At 61.8% G+C, this 18,391-nt stretch carries 13 protein-coding genes; 5 read left to right on the top strand and 8 right to left on the bottom strand.

Translation table 11 applies throughout. The features are described from left to right. Positions 1-684: 684 nt before the first annotated feature. On the top strand, positions 685-1,803 hold the full coding sequence (locus EJ077_RS18215) for a hypothetical protein (RefSeq protein ID WP_208695509.1): 1,119 nt from the start codon (positions 685-687) through the stop codon (positions 1,801-1,803). Positions 1,804-2,272: 469 nt separating this feature from the next. Here EJ077_RS18215 and EJ077_RS18210 read toward each other — a convergent pair whose 3' ends face one another. The 6 genes from EJ077_RS18210 to EJ077_RS18185 form a co-directional block, all read right to left on the bottom strand. Next, the gene (locus EJ077_RS18210; protein WP_208695508.1) at positions 2,273-3,043 is read right to left on the bottom strand and encodes an SDR family oxidoreductase; all 771 of its coding nucleotides are present in this window, start codon (positions 3,041-3,043) and stop codon (positions 2,273-2,275) included. Positions 3,044-3,066: 23 nt separating this feature from the next. After that, positions 3,067-4,062 carry an ABC transporter permease gene (locus EJ077_RS18205; protein WP_208695507.1) on the bottom strand — a complete coding sequence of 332 codons (996 nt, stop codon included), beginning with the start codon at positions 4,060-4,062 and terminating at the stop codon, positions 3,067-3,069. Between the two features lie 116 nt (positions 4,063-4,178). Continuing rightward, positions 4,179-5,219: a sugar ABC transporter substrate-binding protein gene (locus EJ077_RS18200; protein WP_208695506.1), complete on the bottom strand. Its 1,041-nt coding sequence runs from the start codon at positions 5,217-5,219 to the stop codon at positions 4,179-4,181. A 39-nt stretch (positions 5,220-5,258) separates the two neighbouring features. After that, a complete protein-coding gene (locus EJ077_RS18195; protein ID WP_135864119.1) occupies positions 5,259-6,023 on the bottom strand; it encodes an ATP-binding cassette domain-containing protein in 765 nt (254 codons plus the stop codon). Next, on the bottom strand, positions 6,020-7,186 hold the full coding sequence (locus EJ077_RS18190) for an ROK family transcriptional regulator (protein ID WP_208695505.1): 1,167 nt from the start codon (positions 7,184-7,186) through the stop codon (positions 6,020-6,022). The genes EJ077_RS18195 and EJ077_RS18190 overlap by 4 nt, the downstream gene beginning before the upstream one ends. 282 nt (positions 7,187-7,468) lie before the next feature. Beyond that, positions 7,469-8,773, bottom strand: coding sequence for a M23 family metallopeptidase (locus EJ077_RS18185; RefSeq protein WP_208695504.1), 1,305 nt, complete (start codon positions 8,771-8,773; stop codon positions 7,469-7,471). Positions 8,774-9,075: 302 nt separating this feature from the next. Here EJ077_RS18185 and EJ077_RS18180 point away from each other — a divergent pair, with 302 nt between their 5' ends. Both EJ077_RS18180 and EJ077_RS18175 read left to right on the top strand, forming a co-directional pair. Beyond that, positions 9,076-10,077, top strand: a complete 1,002-nt coding sequence (locus EJ077_RS18180) for a sterol desaturase family protein (protein ID WP_208695503.1) — start codon at positions 9,076-9,078, stop codon at positions 10,075-10,077. After that, positions 10,074-11,219 (top strand): GNAT family N-acetyltransferase, encoded by a 1,146-nt coding sequence (locus EJ077_RS18175; protein WP_208695502.1) that lies wholly within the window; start codon positions 10,074-10,076, stop codon positions 11,217-11,219. The genes EJ077_RS18180 and EJ077_RS18175 overlap by 4 nt, the downstream gene beginning before the upstream one ends. 33 nt (positions 11,220-11,252) lie before the next feature. On the opposite strand, the gene EJ077_RS18170 is transcribed toward EJ077_RS18175, so the two are convergent. Next, positions 11,253-11,720, bottom strand: a complete 468-nt coding sequence (locus tag EJ077_RS18170; RefSeq protein WP_127869574.1) for a peroxiredoxin — start codon at positions 11,718-11,720, stop codon at positions 11,253-11,255. A gap of 95 nt (positions 11,721-11,815) precedes the next feature. On the opposite strand from EJ077_RS18170, the gene EJ077_RS18165 reads away from it, so the two are divergent. After that, positions 11,816-15,196 (top strand): DUF3971 domain-containing protein, encoded by a 3,381-nt coding sequence (locus tag EJ077_RS18165; RefSeq protein WP_208695501.1) that lies wholly within the window; start codon positions 11,816-11,818, stop codon positions 15,194-15,196. Between the two features lie 6 nt (positions 15,197-15,202). Here the strand turns inward: EJ077_RS18165 and tyrS are convergent, their stop codons facing one another. After that, the gene (tyrS, locus tag EJ077_RS18160; protein WP_208695500.1) at positions 15,203-16,456 is read right to left on the bottom strand and encodes a tyrosine--tRNA ligase; all 1,254 of its coding nucleotides are present in this window, start codon (positions 16,454-16,456) and stop codon (positions 15,203-15,205) included. Between the two features lie 285 nt (positions 16,457-16,741). Here tyrS and EJ077_RS18155 point away from each other — a divergent pair, with 285 nt between their 5' ends. Further along, entirely contained in the window at positions 16,742-18,385 is a 1,644-nt protein-coding gene (locus tag EJ077_RS18155; protein ID WP_208695499.1) for an ArnT family glycosyltransferase, read from the top strand. Positions 18,386-18,391: the final 6 nt, after the last annotated feature.

Below are 18,391 nucleotides of genomic sequence, written 5' to 3'. Positions count from 1 at the left end.
GACGACAGCATTATTGACATTCGTGTTAACTCGCTCGTGGTCAGAGCCGCCACCGCTGACATTGGCGTTTGAGGCCACAATCGGATGCCCTGGCGGCAAGTTGGACTATCTAAAGAAACGCCACTTCGGCGATGTATTTGTGGAACTCACAAGAGGAGCCGACAGGCTCGTCATATGCGACACGGAAGTGCTGGTCACAACAAGAGCAGATGCTCCGAGTGCCTTAGCAAGAAAGTACCCAGGCTGTCTGAGATGGATCGGCACTTCATTGTCTTTGTTGCGTGCAAGCCCTTCAGTTTGTTCTCTTCCAGGAGGAAATCGGTTCATTTGCGATGGAGCTAATGCCCGGACCTATCCGGGATCAGCCGGGTTAGGTTCCGACAATCAGCCAATCACAGAATGTAGTCCCGATGTTTTGAGGCGCTTCGGATTCCAAAAATAGCGGATACGCCCACACGTCATGCACCGACACGCTGTCGATCTATATCCTCATCAATGTCATGGCTTGCGAGGCGCATTGATTTCGTTGCGTTTCCAGCTGCGGCATCGTGGCTGGCGCGAACTTGAGGCTCTAACCAGCTTGCCTTCTGGTCGAAACCGAACCACGGACCCGTCTTCTCTAGTTGGCCGTTGACAGTAACACGGAAATAAGCATTAACTAATAGACTAGGTGGGGGTAATCAGATGGCGTTCACCCGTGTAGCTGTCCTTTGCGCGACCTGGTCATCAATAGCTTTTTCCGGTCCGGCCAAGAGCGAAGACATGTACTCATCGACCGGAGATGTCGATATGTCTTACTACAAACACACGCCCTATTTTGCATTCAAGGCGGATGAGTGTGGCAGCTCTGATGTCGGGTCTGTGCAAATGTCGTGTAAATATATCGAAGTTGGGACCATAAACGGCTCTCTTTCGGAAGGCCAGAAGCAAGATCCCCGATGGCCGAGCCTAAATAAGTACTGGGGTAGCCTTGACAATCTACTAAAATTTGCCGGGACAGCTTGTGCGCGCAGCAGCTTGGAAAGCGAGGCGCAGTCAATCGCAAAAGTCCGGGCTCGGAACATCGTTACCAAAATGACAAGAGATTTTGACGAGCAAAACCTGGATGGCAGGCTAAGTAATCTCGGCTATCTAAAGCATGCTGGAGGTTTTTATTGTGTCAAAACGAAAAACACATACGATGGTCAACGCACTGTGTCGGCTTCGCCGACCGTAAATGATCTGCTGCCAAATTACAAACCGCCAAATAGTTCATCAAATGCACCGCACCCTCGCACTATTCGCTATACTGTAATTAATGATGATAGGTTCGAATTGGGTGGAATTTTCTTTAGCCAGCAAGGCGGAAGTTGGCCCGGTCATGGCAAAGAGTTCAAATTCCCTGCTGGGCAGACCCGTAACGTGAGCCTGGCCTGCGCACCAAAAGAAAAGGTTTGCTACGGAGTCTGGCGGGATAACAATACCGACATATATTGGGGTGTCGGGGCCGATGGAAAGGACACCTGCACCGACTGCTGCAATACTTGCGGTGCAAACAGGACACTAAGATTTGGGGATCGGGGGCCGCGTCAGGAGCCGCAACAAAGTGCTCCTGTGGCGAGCGCCGAGCAACCTAGCCCACAACAAAGCTCTGGGGGTGGTATGAATGCCGCTGAAGCGATCGATGCGATTTCAGCGGGCATCCAGCTAGGAACGGCTATAGGAGGTCTGATCGGCGGCGGAGGCTCCTCGGGAGGAGGACCTGTTTATATCCCCCAGGGCCAACAGCGTCGTTCAGGTAGCACTATTACCGGTGGTAATTAGTTGGTTCATGCTCCAAACGCGCAAACCTGAGCGGAAGAGCGATTTCGTGCGGCGGTCTGAACTTTCGCACCATCAGCTCACTCGTTATACCGCCTTTGACACGTCACGCGAGGTGGTGTGACACGGCGCATTGATTTCATTGCGTTCCTTAGGAGAATCCGGTGGTCTCTGACACGATCAACGGTCGCAAGGCTTGCATGGCGATGCCGTTTTACTTGAATCAAAATTCAGACAATGCGAAGGGGAGGGCGCGCGCCCAGAAAGCGCTCAGATACGTCCCTCTAGCGCCCAATTTCGACGGTAATGGCCGGCTACAAACAGCATGAAAAAGGCCGCAAATGCGCCGTTTCTGCGGTTAGAACGCTCGTTTACACCGAAGATGTCGGCGGTTCGAGCCCGTCATCGCCAACATTCAAACCCACATTTCAAGTCATCTGCCGGAGGGCCGAACTGCTGACGCCTCGCGGCTTCACGGCGGCACCATCCGGAAATCCTTGCCCTCGGGCAGCAATTGCCCCCCATCGACGACAATCGTCGTGCCGGTGATGTAGCTGGCGTCGTCCGAGGCCAGGAACAGGAAGGCATTGGCCACGTCGCGCGGGCTGCCGAGCCGGCCGAGCGGGATCGAATCCTCCATGTTCTTGATATAGGCGGCACCGCGATGCTGCTGGATGGCTTCGGTAAGGATATTGCCGGGCTCGACGCCGTTGACGGTGATGCCGTAGCCGGAGAATTCAAGCGCTGCAGCGCGAATGAAGCCGTTGATGCCTGCTTTCGTCGCCGAATAATGGCCGTGGCCAGGGCTGGTGACGTGCGGGCCGGTGATCGATGATGTGTAGAGCATGCGGCCGGAGCGCTGCGCCTTCATCGGCACCAGGGCCGCGCGGCTGGCATTGAAAGTGCCGCGCAGGTTGACGGCCATGACGCGGTCCCAGTCGTCGTCGCTGGTGTTTTCGATCAACTGCCAGGGGTAAATGCCGGCATTCTGCACGATGATGTCGAGGCGGCCGTGCTGTTTCAGCGAAAGCGCCACCGCGGCCTCGGCGTCGATCATTCGCGAGATGTCGGTGCGGATGAAGGGGACGCCCAGTTCATCCGCGCTTGCTTGCCCGGCCTCCGCCTCGCTGTCGGCCAGCACAAGCCTTGCGCCTTCTTCGGCGAAGCGCAGCGCGATGCCCTTGCCGATGCCGCGCGCTCCGCCGATGATCAACGCCACCTTGCCTTCCAGTCGTCCTGTCATGCCAATCCCCGCCTCACGCCCTCTCACGCCAGTCTTTGGCGAATGGTTTGCTTGAATGCATCGAGCAGCACGGCCGCCAGCACGAGCAGGCCATGGATGACCTGGGTGAAGTTGGCGGGCAGGCCCATCAGGTTGATCGCCGTGTTGATGGCAGAGAGCAGGAGCACGCCGGCATAGACGCCCGGCAAGGTGCCGACGCCGCCCTTCAGGCTGACGCCGCCGATGACCACCGCTGCGAAAGCGTTGAACAATAGGCCGACGCCAAGATTGGCCGTGGCGCCCGACGTACGGATCGCCAGCAGCCAGCCGGCGAGCCCTGCGATGGCGCCGGCGAGCACGAAGGCGATGATCAGGTTGCGGTTCACCCGGATGCCGGCGCGGAAGGTCGCGGTTTCATTACCGCCGATCATCACGAGGTGCCTGCCGAACGGCGTCTTGGCCATGATCAGCGAGAAGACCACGAAACAGGCCACCGCGATCCAGGCGGTAAGCGGCAGGCCGATCAGGCGTTGGATGCCGAACCAGCGGATGGCGGGTGTCAGATCCTGTGCCGAGCGGCCGCCCGAAATGACCAGCACGAGGCCGCGTACCCAGATGTAGGAGGCGAGCGTGATGATGAAGGCGCTCATCTTGACCCTGACCACAAGATAGCCGTTGAAGGCGCCGATGAGGCCGCCGACGGCCAGCGCCAGCAGCAGCGAGACCGGAACCATCAGCCATTCCGGGTGCAATTGGACACCGAGGCCGATGCCCGACGAGCAAAACAGGATGCCGACTGCCATGGCGCTGAGTGCGGCGACGGATTCGACCGACAGGTCCATGTGGCCGGCAATGATGACCAGCGCCAGGCCGATCGACATGACGCCGAGAACGCTCGACGCCTCGATGATGTTGGCGAAGATGCCGAGCTGGAAATAGTTCGGAATGAACAGCGAGAAGACGACCAGGACAAGGAGCAGCATGAACCAGACGAGGTTGTCGAGGACGAACTCCAGGGCGTGGCGTGTGCGAGGGTTCATGGGTCGATCCGGTTGGCGTGCGCAATCAAGGCCGCAGCAGATTGTCCGCGTCTCGTTTCATGCGGGAGGGGAAGGGCTCCGGGCCGGGTATGGCCCGGAGCGTTCAGGCGACGTGCCTACTCGACCGACTTGACCGTATCGGTCGGCGGCTTCTGGTTACCCCAGAAAGCCGGGTTGTCGACGTTCTCCTTGGTGATGGCGGCACCCGGAATCTTGATGTTCGGCCCCCAGGTTTCCTTGGTGACGGTCGATTTCAGGCCAAGCACATCGTATTCGCCGGGCTTGATCTCTTCCTTCTTGACGACCTTGTCCATGAACATGGCGACGGCTGCCGCCTGTGCGTAAAGCGGCTGCTCGACCTCGACGTTGAGCCAGCCCTTGCGGATCAGGTCGAGGCCGACCGGCGCGCCGTTCGAGCTCATCAGCATGACGTCGCCCGGCTTCTTGCCGGCAGCCTCTAGCGAAGCGACGGCGGCGACCGACAGGTGCGCGGCATGGCTGAAGATCAGGTCGATATCGGGATTGGCCAGCATCTGGTCGGCAACGATGGTACCGGCATTGCTGGCCTCCCATTGCATGGCCGGAAGCGAGATGATCTTGACGTCCGGGAACGCCTTCATCTTCTCTTCAAACCCCTTCTGGATGTCGAGCGTGTAGGGATCGCCGGGGTCGCCCAGCACCTGGAGGACCTTGCCCTTCACCGAGCCGTTTTTGGCTTTCAGAAGCTTTTCGGCCTGGTCAGCGGCGACGTAGCCGATCTCGACGGTACCCGCGACCGATGTGAAGTCGGACGGTGTCGACGTGATCTGGCGATCGAATTCGACCACCGGAATGCCGGCGGCGCGGGCTGCCTCGATCGATGGTTTCAGCGCATTGAAATCGACGGCGGCCAGGATGATCGCCGCCGGCTTCAGCGCGATCACGTCGTTCATCTGCGATTGCTGCGCGTCGGTCTTGTTATCGGCGTTCAGCGTTTTCATCTCGTAGCCGGTCTGTTTCAGGAACAGCTCCAGCGCGCTCACCGATCCGGTCTGGAACTCGTCGAGCAATGTCGGCACCATGTAGTAGATAATACCCTTGGACTGGGCGAATGCCGGCGTGAGCGTGGCAAAGGCCAGTGCCAGGATACCGAAGACAGCAAGAAGTATTCGCTTCATGTCGTTGGCTCCCTGTTAAGCCGGACCCCTCTTTGTCCCTCAGCCCGCCGGTCCGGCACCGGCAAGCGTTTCCCCGGTGATCATGTTGATCACCGCATCGGGACTTGTCTTGTTGCGTGCGACATCGCCCGCCACGACGCCTTGCCGGATCACCACGATCCGGTCGGCGACCTGAAAAGCCTGCTGCATGATGTGGGTTATGATGACGACGCCGATGCCCTGGCTCGCCACCTGGCGGATCATGTCGAGACCGCGCCGCGTCTGTTCGACACCAAGTGCGGCGAACGGCTCGTCGAGCAGCACCAGCTTGCCGCCCCAGTGCACGAAGCGGTTGAGCTCGATGGCCTGCCGCTGGCCGCCCGAGAGATGCTCGACATTGGTGCGCAGTGAAGGAATGCGGGTACCGGCGCTGGCCAGCGCCTTGCCGACGACGGCTTCCATGGCGCGCTCATCGAGCACGGGAATGCCAAGCACCTTCCTGGTGATCTCGCGGCCCATGAAGAAATTGGCCACCACGTCGACATTGGTGCAGAGCGACAGGTCCTGATAGACGGTCTCGATGCCCGCCGCCTTGGCTTCCGCCGGCGACCGGGCCAGGAACTCCTTGCCCTCGAACAGCATGCGGCCGGATGTCGGTTCGAGACCGCCCGCGATGATCTTGACCAGCGTCGACTTGCCGGCGCCGTTATCGCCGAGCAGCGCCACCACCTCGCCCTTGCCGATGGAAAAGCTGATCCCCTTCAGCGCTTCGATCGCGCCATAGTTCTTGGTCACGTTGTCGAGCACCAGAAGGGGTTCGCTCATGCGGCAATCTCCCTGGCCGAAAGAATGTCGCGGCCGCGCTCGCGTTCGGCGGCGAACATCTGGCCGAAGCGTGGCGACAACACCCCTGAAACGGCAAGTGCCGCCGCGCCGCGCAGCACGGCATGCTGGCCGCCGCTGGCGACGATGACGCGTGGCGTCTTGCGGTCCGCGCGAGCCGAAACCGAATTGTGCAGCGGTTCGGCCGCGTCCGCCAGGCGTTCGAGCAACTCCGATGCCGCCAGGCCGCCGAGCACGACCGTCTCTGGGTCGAAAAGGTTCTCGATGATGGCAATGGCATTGCGGAAGATCGGGCCGACTTGCGCCACCCAATCGGCGTCGCTGCCGGCCCGGCGGCCCCGCGCTTCAAGCGAGAGGTAGCGCTCAAGGCAGCCGCGGTTGCCGCAGGGGCAGAGCTCGCCATCAGGGACCACGGGAATGTGGCCGATCTCGCCCGCATTGCCCCAGGCGCCGCGCAGAACGCTGCCGTCATGCATCATGGCGCCGCCGAGGCCAACGCCGAAATAGAGATAGTAATAGTCGGAATGGCGGGCTCCGATGCCATAAAGCCGCTCGCCCATCGCGGCGGCGGCCATGTCGCTCTCGAAGAACGCCGGCAATCCCGTCGCGGCCGTCAGCCGTTCACGCAGCGCCACGTGCTTCCAGCCGGTCATCGTGGTCGGGCCGACAAAGCTCATGGAGTCCACGTCGAACGGACCGGGAAGCGCCATGCCGATGCCGATGACGCGGCCGCCGGGCCGCTTGCCCGTCAGGTCGCGGACCATGGCGCCAATCTGGTCGAAGGCATGATCGGGCGCCGCGTTGGGCGCTTCGCGGCGTGAACTCTCGATGACGTCGCCGCTGAGATTGATCAGTGCGGCGTCTATTCCAAGCGGCGTCAGGTGGATGCCCACGGCATAGCCGCCTTCCGGGTTGATGCGCAGCGTCGCCGGTGGCAGGCCACGGCCCTTCGGCTCTTCGCGTACGGACAGGATGTAGCCCTGTTCCTCCAGTTCGCGAACGATGGTCGACACGGTCTGGACGGTAAGCCCGACATGCCTGGCGATGTCGCCACGTGCGATCGGACCATGACGGCGGATGGACTCCAGCACGATGCGCCGATTGTACGGCCGCCCGAATTCCTGATTGGTCCCCCGCAATGCCATGCCTTGCGCCCTCACATGACGTAAGGTTCGCATCAAATATTTATTCAGTCAAATGGAATTCAAAAATGATCGGAACGCGGGCCGAGCTGGAAATCCCGTGGCGTCTCACCCTCGGTGGATCAGTGATGAGACTAAGAAGTGACGGTTTGCGCCCTGCCGCTACAATGGCGGAAGGCCACCAGCGGTTTAATGGGATGCGGGAGACTGCATGACGAAGGAGCGGCGTCGCTCGGCTGGGGCCGGTGGCGCCGGATTCAGCCGGCGGGCGAGCGGTTGCCCTTGTTAGAGATACTGCGCGAGTTTCCTGCCGACGGTCAGGAAGCGCAACGGATCGATCGCCTCGCCATTGTGCCGCACTTCATAGTGAAGATGCGGGCCGGTGGAGCGTCCGCTGCTGCCGGTCTTGCCGATGATGGCGCCAGCCTCGACTTTTTCGCCTACCGTCACGTCGATCTCGCTGAGATGTCCGTAGCGCGTGGCAAAACCATTGCCATGATCGATCTCGACCATGCGGCCATAGCCGCCATTCCAGCCGGCCTTGGTAACGACGCCGGGCGCTGTCACTCGCGCCGCCATGCCGACGGGCGCCCTGAAATCCATGCCCGAATGCAGCGCGGCCGTGCCAAGAATGGGATCGGTGCGCACACCGAACGGGCTGGTGACGGAGTGGCCGGGGGCGGGATTGGCAAGCGGCAGCCGGCGGGCTTCCTTTTTCAGCTGGTCTAGCGTGTCGAGCGCCTCGTCCAGTTCCTTGACCTTGCTGTCGAAGATCATCGAGGAGTCGAGCGGGATCAACGGTCCGCCGACATCGCTTTCGTTCTTGCCGAAATCACTGTCGACCGGCAGTCCGGCTGCCTGCAGTGCCTGCTGGATGGCATCCGCGCTCTTATAGGCGTTGTCCGCGAGCGTGCTGATGCGGCTGAGCTGTTCATTCTCGATGGATCTCAGTGACTGGTTGATCGAGACGAACAGCTTGTCGGCACGATCGGCGGCTGAATCGCTGGGCAGTGGATCGGTGCGGGTCGACCACAAGGAGAAGGGCCTGGTGTCGGCGGTGCCGAGGTCGGCGCTCAGGCTGGCAACCGCGTAGGTCTGCGCGGGCTGATTTATGCTGCCGGTCACCTCGGCGCGCTTGTCCGTCTTGGCGGCCGCGGCCGGATCGTCGGCGGGTACCGTTCCGACGTCGTTTTCGGCGCGTTGGAGCAACGGGCCGAGACGGCCATGCCGCTGACTGAGCTGCGTCTGGCGCTGAAGCAGTTCGCTGACCTTGGTTTCCATCAATTGCTGGTCGAGCAGCTGCCTGCTGGTGATGCGGTCGACTTGGGCGCGAAGCGCCGAGATACGGTCCTCGTAAGCCTGCTGCATCCGCGCCTGGCGTGCGGTGGTGGCGCCGATGAGGTCGTCGCGCAGCACGAGATAGGATGTGGCCAGGAGGTAGCCGATGGCAATGGCGGCGAGTGCTGAACCGAGGAACGCCGCCAGCCAGGGGCGGATCGTGAAGTGCCTGATCTCGTTGCCTCGGGCGATGATGACCGTGTGCGGTTCCTTGCGCCTGCCGAATACTGCGGACTGACCGGTTGCGTTCACGGGACCAAGCTTTCGTTTACGACACCACGACAGCTTGATTACACATTATTAGGGTTAACAAAGGCTTGCCGTGTCGGCCGCGCGGCGCCGAATGCACGCAGCGAGGGCAAGAGGTTGCGCGAAAATCTCCAGGACGCGGACCTATGCCGCGAAATCGTTGGCGATGAACACCCATGTCCTGCCAGGAGCAGCCTGTAGCTCGCAGAGCAAGGCTCGGGTTTCTTAACTGTCTTCGATTGCATTTAGTTGACGCTTTTCGAGTAAAGGCGTGTTGGTATTTGGGATTCACCGTGGCGGTAGGAATGCTGGACGATCTGGTTGGCAAGATCCTCGACAAGATTTCGGGCACCGGTCTGCTGGCGACCGGGCTTTTGCTGCTGACCGCCTTTGTCAGCGCCCTCGTGGCCTATTGGCGCACGGTCGAGGAGAAGAGCTGGAAGGAGTTTTTCGAGTTCGCCGTCCCGCATGAGGTCATCACCCATCCCTCGGCGAAGGCCGACCTGCTGTTCTGGGTCACGAAGAAGGCCCTGATGCCCTTCCTGATGCTGCCCGCCGGAATCGTCCTCGTCACGGCGGTGGGCTACGGGACCAACTGGCTGTTTTCCACACTGTTCCAGTTCCAGCCGCCTCTGATCGAGGGGCCGGCAGGGCCGGTGACGGTGCTGATCTTCACCGTCAGCATGCTGCTCGCCTACGACATTTCCTATTATCTCTATCATGTCGCCCAGCATCGCTATCCGCTGCTTTGGGAACTGCACAAGGTGCATCATTCGGCCGAGGTGATGGTCGGGATCACCAAGGACCGGGTCCATCCGCTCGACGAATTGATGAACCGAGCCTGGGACGGCGTCATCGTGGGGCTCTGCTTCGGCATCTGGTCGCTGATTTCGCTGAACCTTGTCGAACTGACCGTTTTTGGCGTCAACGTCTATGTCATGCGCAACATCCTGATGATGGATTTCGTCAGGCACACGCATTTCAAGATCTCGTTCGGCCCGCTCAACAATTTGATCCTGTGTCCTCATTGGCACCAGTTGCATCACAGCACCGATCCGCGCCACTACGACAAGAACTTCGGGCTGCTCTTCTCGTTCTGGGACCGGTTCTTTGGGACATTGTGTGTGCCGAGGCCCGACGAGGACTTCAAGTTCGGGCTGGTTGACCGCGATGTGCGTGACTACCAGTCGCTCGCCGGCCTCTACGTCATGCCGCTGAAGCGGATGTGGGGGCATATCGCCAGGCGCATCCGGCCCGGAAAGTCACGGTCACGGACCTCGCGATCCTCGGAAGGGACACGGCCATGAACGCTCCCGTTGTGCTCGCGATCCCCCGGACACGCACCTTCGAAATCGTGACATCGGCGGTGCGCCTGGCCGAGATCGCCCCGGCCTGGAGCGCGCTCTGGCAGCGGGCTGGCGGGCTTGTCTTCCAGCACCCGGACTGGATCGCGGCCTGGTGGCGCACCACCCCGCATCAGGAGCGGCGCACCCTCAGGATTGGGCTTGCCTGGAACGGCGACCGGCTCGACGGCGTGATCGCGCTCGCGACCGTCAGGCGCTCCGGCATCCGCATACTCGAATGGGCGGCGAAGGATCACAGTGACTATGGCGATGCGCTGGTTGCACCCGACAGCGACCCGCGAGCGATCTCCCGCCTCTGGCAGTATGTTTTTGACCAGGGCGGCTTCGACCTGATCTATCTCAACCGTCTGCTGCCGGATGCCGGTGTTCATGCCCTGCTGGAACCGGCCCATGGCAAGGCGCTTCGGCCCAACCACCGCACTGAAATCAGCTATCGTGTCGGCGGCTCCTGGCAGCGTGGGGCGGAATGGTTCGAGACGTTGTCCAAAAAGGGCCGGCAGAACTATCGTCGTGGCCGCAAGTTCATGGAAGAAAGCGGTGCATTGCGTTTCCGGCTGTTGGATGCGGAGGACCCGCGCGAGCCGGTGCTCGAGCGGGTCGCGACGTTGAAGCGCCTCTGGCTCGCCCGCCATGGCCGCGCCTCGGATCTGTTCGACAAGGGCTCGCCGGTTCTCGCTGCGCTTATTTCGGTGCTGGCCGACCTCGGGCTGTTGCGCATCTTCGTGCTGGAGCTTGACGACAAGATCGTCGCCGTCTCGATCAATTTCGAGCAGCGCGGCACGATGATGGCTTTCGTCACCACCTATGATCCCGAATACGAGCGCGCCTCGCCGGGCATGGTGCTGATGATGGACTATATCCAGTGGTCGTTCGACCGTGGCCTTGCCACGATTGATTTTCTCTGCGGCGGCGAGGATTTCAAGCGGCGCTTCGCCACGCAATCAGTCACGCTGTCGTCGATGATGGGCGCGCGCGGCTTGCGTGGCCATCTTGCCGCGCTGGCCGATCAAGCGAGCCATGTTTCGAAATCCTGGAAGACGCGGCGGCAGCCGAAGGCCGAGGCCTCTGACGAGCAACGCCCATAATTGTCGATTGCTTTTGGTGGGCTTTGGCGACGCTCAGAGCGCGCGAACGGCTTCCAGCACGGCCTCGGCATGGCCCTTGACGCGGACCTTGCGCCAAATCCTGGCAATCCGTCCGTCGCGTCCGATCAGGAACGTCGCGCGCTCGACACCCATGTATTTGCGGCCATACATCGATTTCTCGACCCACAGATGGTAGGCCTCGATCACCTTGCGCTCCTCGTCGGCGGCAAGATCGATGGTGAGATCGTATTTCGACTTGAACTTGTCGTGTTTCTTGGCGCTGTCGGGCGACAGGCCAATGACGACGGCGCCGGCCTTCTCGAATTCCGGCTTCAGTTGTGAGAAGCTGATCGCCTCTTGCGTGCAGCTTGTCGTGTCGTCCTGTGGATAGAAATAGAGCACCACCGGCTTGCCGGCGGATGCCGCCAGGCTGAGCGATCCGCCGCCGTCCCGCGGCAGGTCGAATTGCGGCGCGGGATCGCCTACGTCGAGGTCGGCCATATCGATGCCCTTGTTTGAGGTTACGCGCGAAGCCACACCGATATAGTGTCGAGCGGGGATTCGTCCACGAGCGAATTCGTACAACGGAAGATTGCGTGGATCAGGAGCAACCGCAGCACGAGAAGATCAGGTTCAGGCGGGACGAGATCACCGACCTGGGGGCTTTGCCGTCCGCGTGCCGTGTCCCGCCTCTCGGTCAGGCTGCTATCGGCCGCGGCGTTCGTATCCTTTCACGCCTGTTTGCCGGCCTGGTGGCGTTCATGCTGCTGGCCGCGGTGGCCGTCTATCTCATCGGCCTTTCCGGCATCGGCTCGGACCGGCTGCGCGTCGAGGCGGAGAGTGCCATAGAGAGGCTGGCTGGCGTCGACGTCAATGTCGCGGTCGGGCCTGCGCGCATTACACTCGACAGTTCGAGCTTCGTGGCCCTCCAGGTGAGCGATGTCAGCCTGAAGACATCAGACGGCAAACCAATGGCGGATGCCGGTCGTGTGCGCTTTGGCGTGCGTCTGGTGCCGCTGCTATGGGGTGAGGTGCGGCTGACCAGTGCCAGGATCTCCGATGCCCGTGTCGTCATGGCGGCGATGCCGTCCGGCGGCGACTGGACCGCGGCACTGCGCAACCAGGACGGCCTCGTCGATCCGGAGAAATTGTTGGACGCGGTGTTCGGCAACATCCATCGCGCGCTCGACGCCGTGCGGGAAGATTCGATGCGCCGGATCGAGCTCAGCAATGTCGAGTTCGTGCTGCCCGACGCCGGATCGATCAAGCTGGTCAAGATCGCCGACGCCACCGTGGTTCAGTCGGGGCCGGGCGGCATGAAGTTCACCTCCGAGGCGGATGTCGACGGCAGGACAGTCACGGTTGCCGCCTCCGCCACCCGCGATGTCGCGGCGCACCGGGTGACAAGCCTGGATGCCAGCATCAATCTGGCGGATGCCGGCGCCACCGCTGCCGGCTCCGGGAAGCTTGGAGCGGTCGCGTTGAAGCTGACGGGATCGGAAGGCTCAGGTGCCACCGCATCACGCCTGGCCGCCGCCCTTTCATCCACCGGGTCGGTGCTGGATCTTGGCGCACGCGGGCTGCTGCCGGCGGATGCCGATGTCAATGCGACGCTTGTCTACGGCTCCAACAAGATCCAGGTGGACAGGTTGCTGCTGAAAACCGGCCGGTCTTCATTCGATTTCGGCGGCTCGATCGGGCCAAAACCGGCAACCGGGGTAGCGGGTGAGGAACCGTCCTACCGTTACGATCTGACCAGCGACGGTTCGACCTTGGCGCCGTCGGAATCGCCTGAACCCGCATTGACCTTCCTGGCCCGCATCGCCGGCGTCTACCAGCCGCAAAGCCGTAAACTGGTGGCCGAGCAGATCGCGGTTCGGTCCTCAGGTTCCGGCGAGGTGCTTGGCACCGCAACGGTGGAATTCGTTGACGGCAAGGCTCCCGGGATCAATCTGGCGCTCAGCGTCCATGACATGCCGGTCTCGCACGTCAAACAACTTTGGCCATGGTTTTCGGCGCGCAATGCGCGGCTCTGGGTGCTGAACAATTTGTTCGGCGGCCGCGTGGTCGACGCAAATCTTCAGTTCCAGGTGGTGCCGGACCGTCTCGGCAATGGGGTGCCGCTTTCCGCCGACGAGATCTTCGGTCGCTTCCAGATCGAGGGGGCGCGTTTCGACACGGCCGGCCGCATTCCGCCGATCCGCGACGCGGTGGGCGTCGTCGGATTCCACGGCAACGACGTCGACATTTCGTTGTCGTCGGGCACCGTCTTCATGCCCAGTGGCCGCGTGGTTGCGGCCAGCAACGGGACATTGACCGTCAAGGCGGCCAACCGCCCGCCGGTCATCGGCGCTCTCGATATCGACGTTGCCGGCGATGCGTCCGCTGTCGCCGAACTTGCATCCTATGAACCGATCAATGCCATGCGCCATGTCGGCATTCTGCCGGAGGATCTTTCCGGCAGCGTCACCGGCCACGTCAAGGCTGACATTCCGCTGCAGTCGGGCGTCGATACCGCGAAGCTCGATTGGCTGGTGTCGCTCGACTACACCGGCCTGTCCTTGGCCAAGCCGTTCGAGGGACAGACCGTGACCAATGCCGATGGCTCGATCACCGTCGATCCGCAAAAGGCTGTCATTTCGGCAAAGGCATCGCTGAATGGCATTCCGGCCGAACTCGATCTGGTCGAGCCGCTGGCGGATGACGGGCCGGCGCGCAGCCGCAAGGTGGCCCTGGTGCTCGACGACAAGATCCGCGCCGCCGCCATGCCGGGCTTGACGCCGCTACTTGGCGGAACGGTGAAGGTCGCGATCGACAAGAGCGGCAGCGGCAACCAGAATGTCTCGGCCGACCTGACCAATGCCAGGCTGGACATTCCCTGGGCCGGCTGGAGCAAGGGGGCGGGGGTTCCCGCCAGCGCCACGTTCGTCATGACCAAGTCCGGCGACACCACGACGCTGTCCGACTTCGAGCTCGACGGCAAGACGTTCTCCGTCGACGGCAGTATTGTGCTGGTCAACGGCGCCTTGTCTTCGGCCAAGTTCAGCAAGGTCACCTTGAACAGGGGCGACGACGTGGCTGTTTCGGTCAAGCGATCGGGCAAGGGCTACGCGGTCGACATCAATGGCAACGCGCTCGACGCTCGTTCGCTCATCAAGCAGTTCACGTCCGATGTGGACACCGCGACCAAGACGACGGGAACAGACAACATTTCGGTCAGCGCCGATGTCAATCAGCTGACCGGTTTCCACGATGAGCAACTGTCCAACCTGAAGCTCGACTACAGTGCGGCCGGTTCAAGGGTAAACGGACTGAAGGTTAGCGCGACGGCGAGTTCCGGCGCCGCCATCGCCATCAGCAACACCACCGGCGACGGCAGGCGCTCGCTCAACGTGCAGTCGGCGGACGCCGGCGCCATATTGAGGTTCCTGAACGTCTATGAGCACATGGAAGGCGGCGCGATCACATTGGCCCTGTCGGGAGCCAGCGATGGACCGATGAAGGGCAAGGTCGACACCAGCAACTTCTTCGTCGTCAACGAACCCAAGCTTGCCTCCATTGTCTCGACCACGCCGGCCGGCGACAGCCGCAGCCTCAACCAGGCGGTGAAGGGCAAGCTCGACACGTCGCGAGTGAAGTTCGAACGGGGTTACGCTGAGATCGACAAGGGTAGCGGCTACCTGAAGCTGATCAATGGCGTGCTGCGTGGCCCGCGCATCGGCACGACTTTCCAGGGCATCCTCTACGACCAGAACAACAATATGGACATGACTGGCACCTTCATGCCGGTCTACGGCCTCAACCGCATTTTCGGCGAACTGCCCATCGTCGGCGCGCTTCTGGGCAATGGCCGCGACCGCGGCCTGATCGGCGTCACCTACCGGCTCAGGGGCAATGCGAACAAGCCGGTGCTCGACGTTAATCCGCTGTCGGTGATCGCGCCGGGCATATTCAGGTCGATCTTCGAGTACCGGTGAGGGTCCTCAGGCCGGCCGCACCAGGATGTGCTTTTTCCTGCCCAATGAAAGCTTTACGACATTTTCCGGACTCAAATCCTGAAGCGTGACCAGGCGACGGTCGTCGCTTACCGGCTGGTCGTTCAGGCGCACGGCACCGCCCTGGACGTGCCGCCTTGCCTCGCCATTGGACGATGCCAGCCCCGCGCTGACCAATAGCGACAGGATGCCGACGCCGGCTTCGAGGGCGGCCCTGTCGGTCTCGACGGTCGGCAACGTGTCGGCGAGAGCGCCTTCCTCGAAGGTCTTGCGCGCCGTCTCGCTGGCCTGTTCGGCTGCCGCGCGGCCATGCAGATGGGCGGTGATCTCGGTAGCGAGGATCTTCTTCGCCTCGTTGATCTCGGAACCACCCAGCCGCTCGAGCCGTGCAACCTCGTCCAGCGGCAGGGTGGTGTAGAGCTTCAGGAAACGGGCAACGTCGGCATCCTCGGTGTTGCGCCAGTATTGCCAGAATTCGTAGGGGCTCAACATCTCCGGATCGAGCCAGACCGCGCCTGAGGCCGACTTGCCCATCTTGGCTCCGGACGAGGTGGTGAGCAGCGGCGTGGTCAGTGCGTAGAGTTGCGCATCCTCCATGCGGCGGCCGAGATCGATGCCGTTGATGATGTTGCCCCATTGGTCGGAGCCGCCCATCTGCAGGCGGCAGCCAAGACGCTTGTAGAGTTCGACGAAATCATAGGCCTGCAGGATCATGTAGTTGAATTCGAGGAATGACAGCGATTGCTCGCGGTCGAGCCGCAACTTGACGGAATCGAAGGCAAGCATGCGGTTGACGGAAAAGTGCCGGCCGACATCGCGCAGGAAATTGACGTAGTTGATCTCCATCAGCCAGTCGGCATTGTTGACCATAACCGCGTCGTTCGGACCGCTGCCGAATTTGAGGTAGGGCATGAAGTTGCGGCGGATACCGGCGATATTGTCGTCGATATCCGCAGGCGTCAAAAGCTTGCGCGCCTCGTCCTTGAAGGAGGGGTCGCCGATCATCGAGGTGCCCCCGCCCATCAGCGCGATCGGCCGGTGTCCGGTCTGCTGCAGCCAGTGCAGCATCATGATCTGGATCAGCGAGCCGGCATGCAGGCTCTTGGCCGTGGCGTCGAAGCCGATATAGGCCGTCACGGTTTCCTTGGCGAAGATTTGGTCGAGGCCGGCATCGTCCGAGGTCTGGTGGATGAAGCCGCGCTCGCTCATCGTGCGCAGGAAATCGGATTTGAAGGCAGGCATGTTTTCTTTCCCGAAAGCGTACGCCCATCCGGCGCAGGCATATGTGAACGCGCGCGTTTAGCACTCAAGCGCGATCAGCAAAAGTGGATTCCGGTTTTGCGCCGGATCGCGCGCCAACCAAGAGTTCGCGATCAGCAAAGGCGGAACCTGGTCTTGCTGCCCGCGGATGGCAATTGCGAATCCTTGCCTCATTCATGCCGCTGGCGTAATGAGGCGCCGCGCAAGGGCAGGGCCCGCACGCCGCGACGGGGTCGTCCCGCAGATCAGATCCGGAAAGCTCCCGCGATGAACAGAAACTACCTCTTCCTCTTTCTGTTCAGCTTGCTAATGAGTTTCAGCGGCTTGGCGAGCCTTCCGCCGATCGACCGCGACGAGTCCCGTTTTGTCCAGGCGACCAAGCAGATGGTCGAAACTGGCGATTATATCGACATTCGCTTCCAGGATGTCTCACGCTACAAGAAGCCGATCGGCATCTACTGGCTGCAATCGGCAGCTGTCGCATTGAGCGGCGAGGGCGCGGCCGCGCCGATCTGGGTGTACCGCCTTGTCTCGATGCTCGGAATCGCGCTCGCTGTTCTGGGCATCGCCTGGACGGGCACAAAAATGTTCGGCGCCAATGCCGGCCTTGCCGCCGGCCTGATGATGGCGGCGATTTTCGCAACCGCCTTCGAGGGACGCGACGCCAAAACCGACGCCATGCTTCTGGCCTGCTGCGTGGCCGCGCAGGGCGCGCTGGCGCAGGTCTATCTGGCGGCGCGCCGCAACGAGCCGGTGGCGGGCCATCTGCCGTGGATATTCTGGTGCGCGCAAGGCGTGGGGATCCTCATCAAGGGGCCCGTGGCTCCGCTCCTGTCGCTGCTGACGGCGGCCGCCCTGTTTGCTTTCGAACGCGACTGGCGCTGGCTTTTGAAGCTGAAGTTCGTGCGCGGCGTCGCGCTGGTATTGCTCATCGTGCTGCCTTGGGTCGCTTTTATCGGCTGGAAGAGCGGCGGCGCCTTTTTCCAGGAAGCCGTCGGTAAGGATATGCTGAACAAGGTCGCTTCGGGCGAGGAATCGCACGGCCTGCCACCGGGCTTCTATATGCTGACCTATTCGCTGTTCATGTGGCCGTTCGGCCTGATCGCGGTCGGCGCCGGCCTGCAGGCACTCAATCGGGTGCGTGACGATTTCAGGCTGCGCTTTTGCCTGGCATGGTACATTCCGTTCTGGCTCGTGTTCGAACTCATCCCGACCAAGCTGCCGCACTACGTCCTGCCGGCCTATCCCGGCATGGCGCTGCTGATCGGCTGGCTGCTGACATTGCAGCCGCAGGACGCCAATGCGCCGCTCAGACGCTGGCAGCAGTGGCTGTGGTGGTCGACCGCGTTCGGTCTGGTGGTGGTCAGCCTCGGCTTGGCGGCGGTCTGTATCGGGGCACCGATCTACCTTACGCACAGCTTCTCGTGGTGGAGCATCCCGGCGGCAGCGTCAGCGCTTTGCGCCGGCTACCTCGCCTTCTCACGGCAGTTGCAGGTGCCGCTGCCCCGTATCGGCGCCACCGCCGCCTGTGCGGGCATCACCTATGCCTTGCTGTTCGGTGTCATCGCCCCATCCCTGAAGCCGATCTGGCTGGCCCCGGCGATCAAGGAAGCGGTGCTCGCCAACAAACCTTGCGACACGACCGTGCTGGCCTCGGCGCGCTATCAGGAGCCTAGCCTGGTGTTCCTGGTCGGCACGAAAACGGTGCTGACTGATGTCGGTGGCGTGGCGGAGCATCTGCTCGCCGATCCTGCTTGCTCCTTGGGCCTGGTGCCGATCGGTGACGAACAGAAATTGAATGGCATGCTGTCCGTGCAAGGCAAGTCGGCCAACCGCGTCGCCGAGGTCGACGGCCTCAACTACTCATCGGGAGACAAACTGTCGCTCGGGCTTTATCGTGTGAGCCAATGACTTCGA

It is taken from the genome of Mesorhizobium sp. M8A.F.Ca.ET.057.01.1.1 (genome assembly GCF_003952565.1).
GTDB lineage: Bacteria > Pseudomonadota > Alphaproteobacteria > Rhizobiales > Rhizobiaceae > Mesorhizobium.
This window is presented reverse-complemented; position numbering and strand designations above follow the sequence as displayed.

Bases quoted from the DNA above. Each gene is read 5' to 3' on its own strand.
- EJ077_RS18215 (WP_208695509.1), top strand. From the start codon at position 685: ATGGCGTTCACCCGTGTAGCTGTCCTTTGCGCGACCTGGTCATCAATA.
- EJ077_RS18180 (WP_208695503.1), top strand. From the start codon at position 9,076: ATGCTGGACGATCTGGTTGGCAAGATCCTCGACAAGATTTCGGGCACC.
- tyrS (WP_208695500.1), bottom strand. From the start codon at position 16,456: ATGCCTGCCTTCAAATCCGATTTCCTGCGCACGATGAGCGAGCGCGGC.
- EJ077_RS18155 (WP_208695499.1), top strand. From the start codon at position 16,742: ATGAACAGAAACTACCTCTTCCTCTTTCTGTTCAGCTTGCTAATGAGT.
- EJ077_RS18205 (WP_208695507.1), bottom strand. From the start codon at position 4,062: ATGAACCCTCGCACACGCCACGCCCTGGAGTTCGTCCTCGACAACCTC.
- EJ077_RS18190 (WP_208695505.1), bottom strand. From the start codon at position 7,186: ATGGCATTGCGGGGGACCAATCAGGAATTCGGGCGGCCGTACAATCGG.
- EJ077_RS18170 (WP_127869574.1), bottom strand. From the start codon at position 11,720: ATGGCCGACCTCGACGTAGGCGATCCCGCGCCGCAATTCGACCTGCCG.
- EJ077_RS18195 (WP_135864119.1), bottom strand. From the start codon at position 6,023: ATGAGCGAACCCCTTCTGGTGCTCGACAACGTGACCAAGAACTATGGC.
- EJ077_RS18200 (WP_208695506.1), bottom strand. From the start codon at position 5,219: ATGAAGCGAATACTTCTTGCTGTCTTCGGTATCCTGGCACTGGCCTTT.
- EJ077_RS18210 (WP_208695508.1), bottom strand. From the start codon at position 3,043: ATGACAGGACGACTGGAAGGCAAGGTGGCGTTGATCATCGGCGGAGCG.
- EJ077_RS18175 (WP_208695502.1), top strand. From the start codon at position 10,074: ATGAACGCTCCCGTTGTGCTCGCGATCCCCCGGACACGCACCTTCGAA.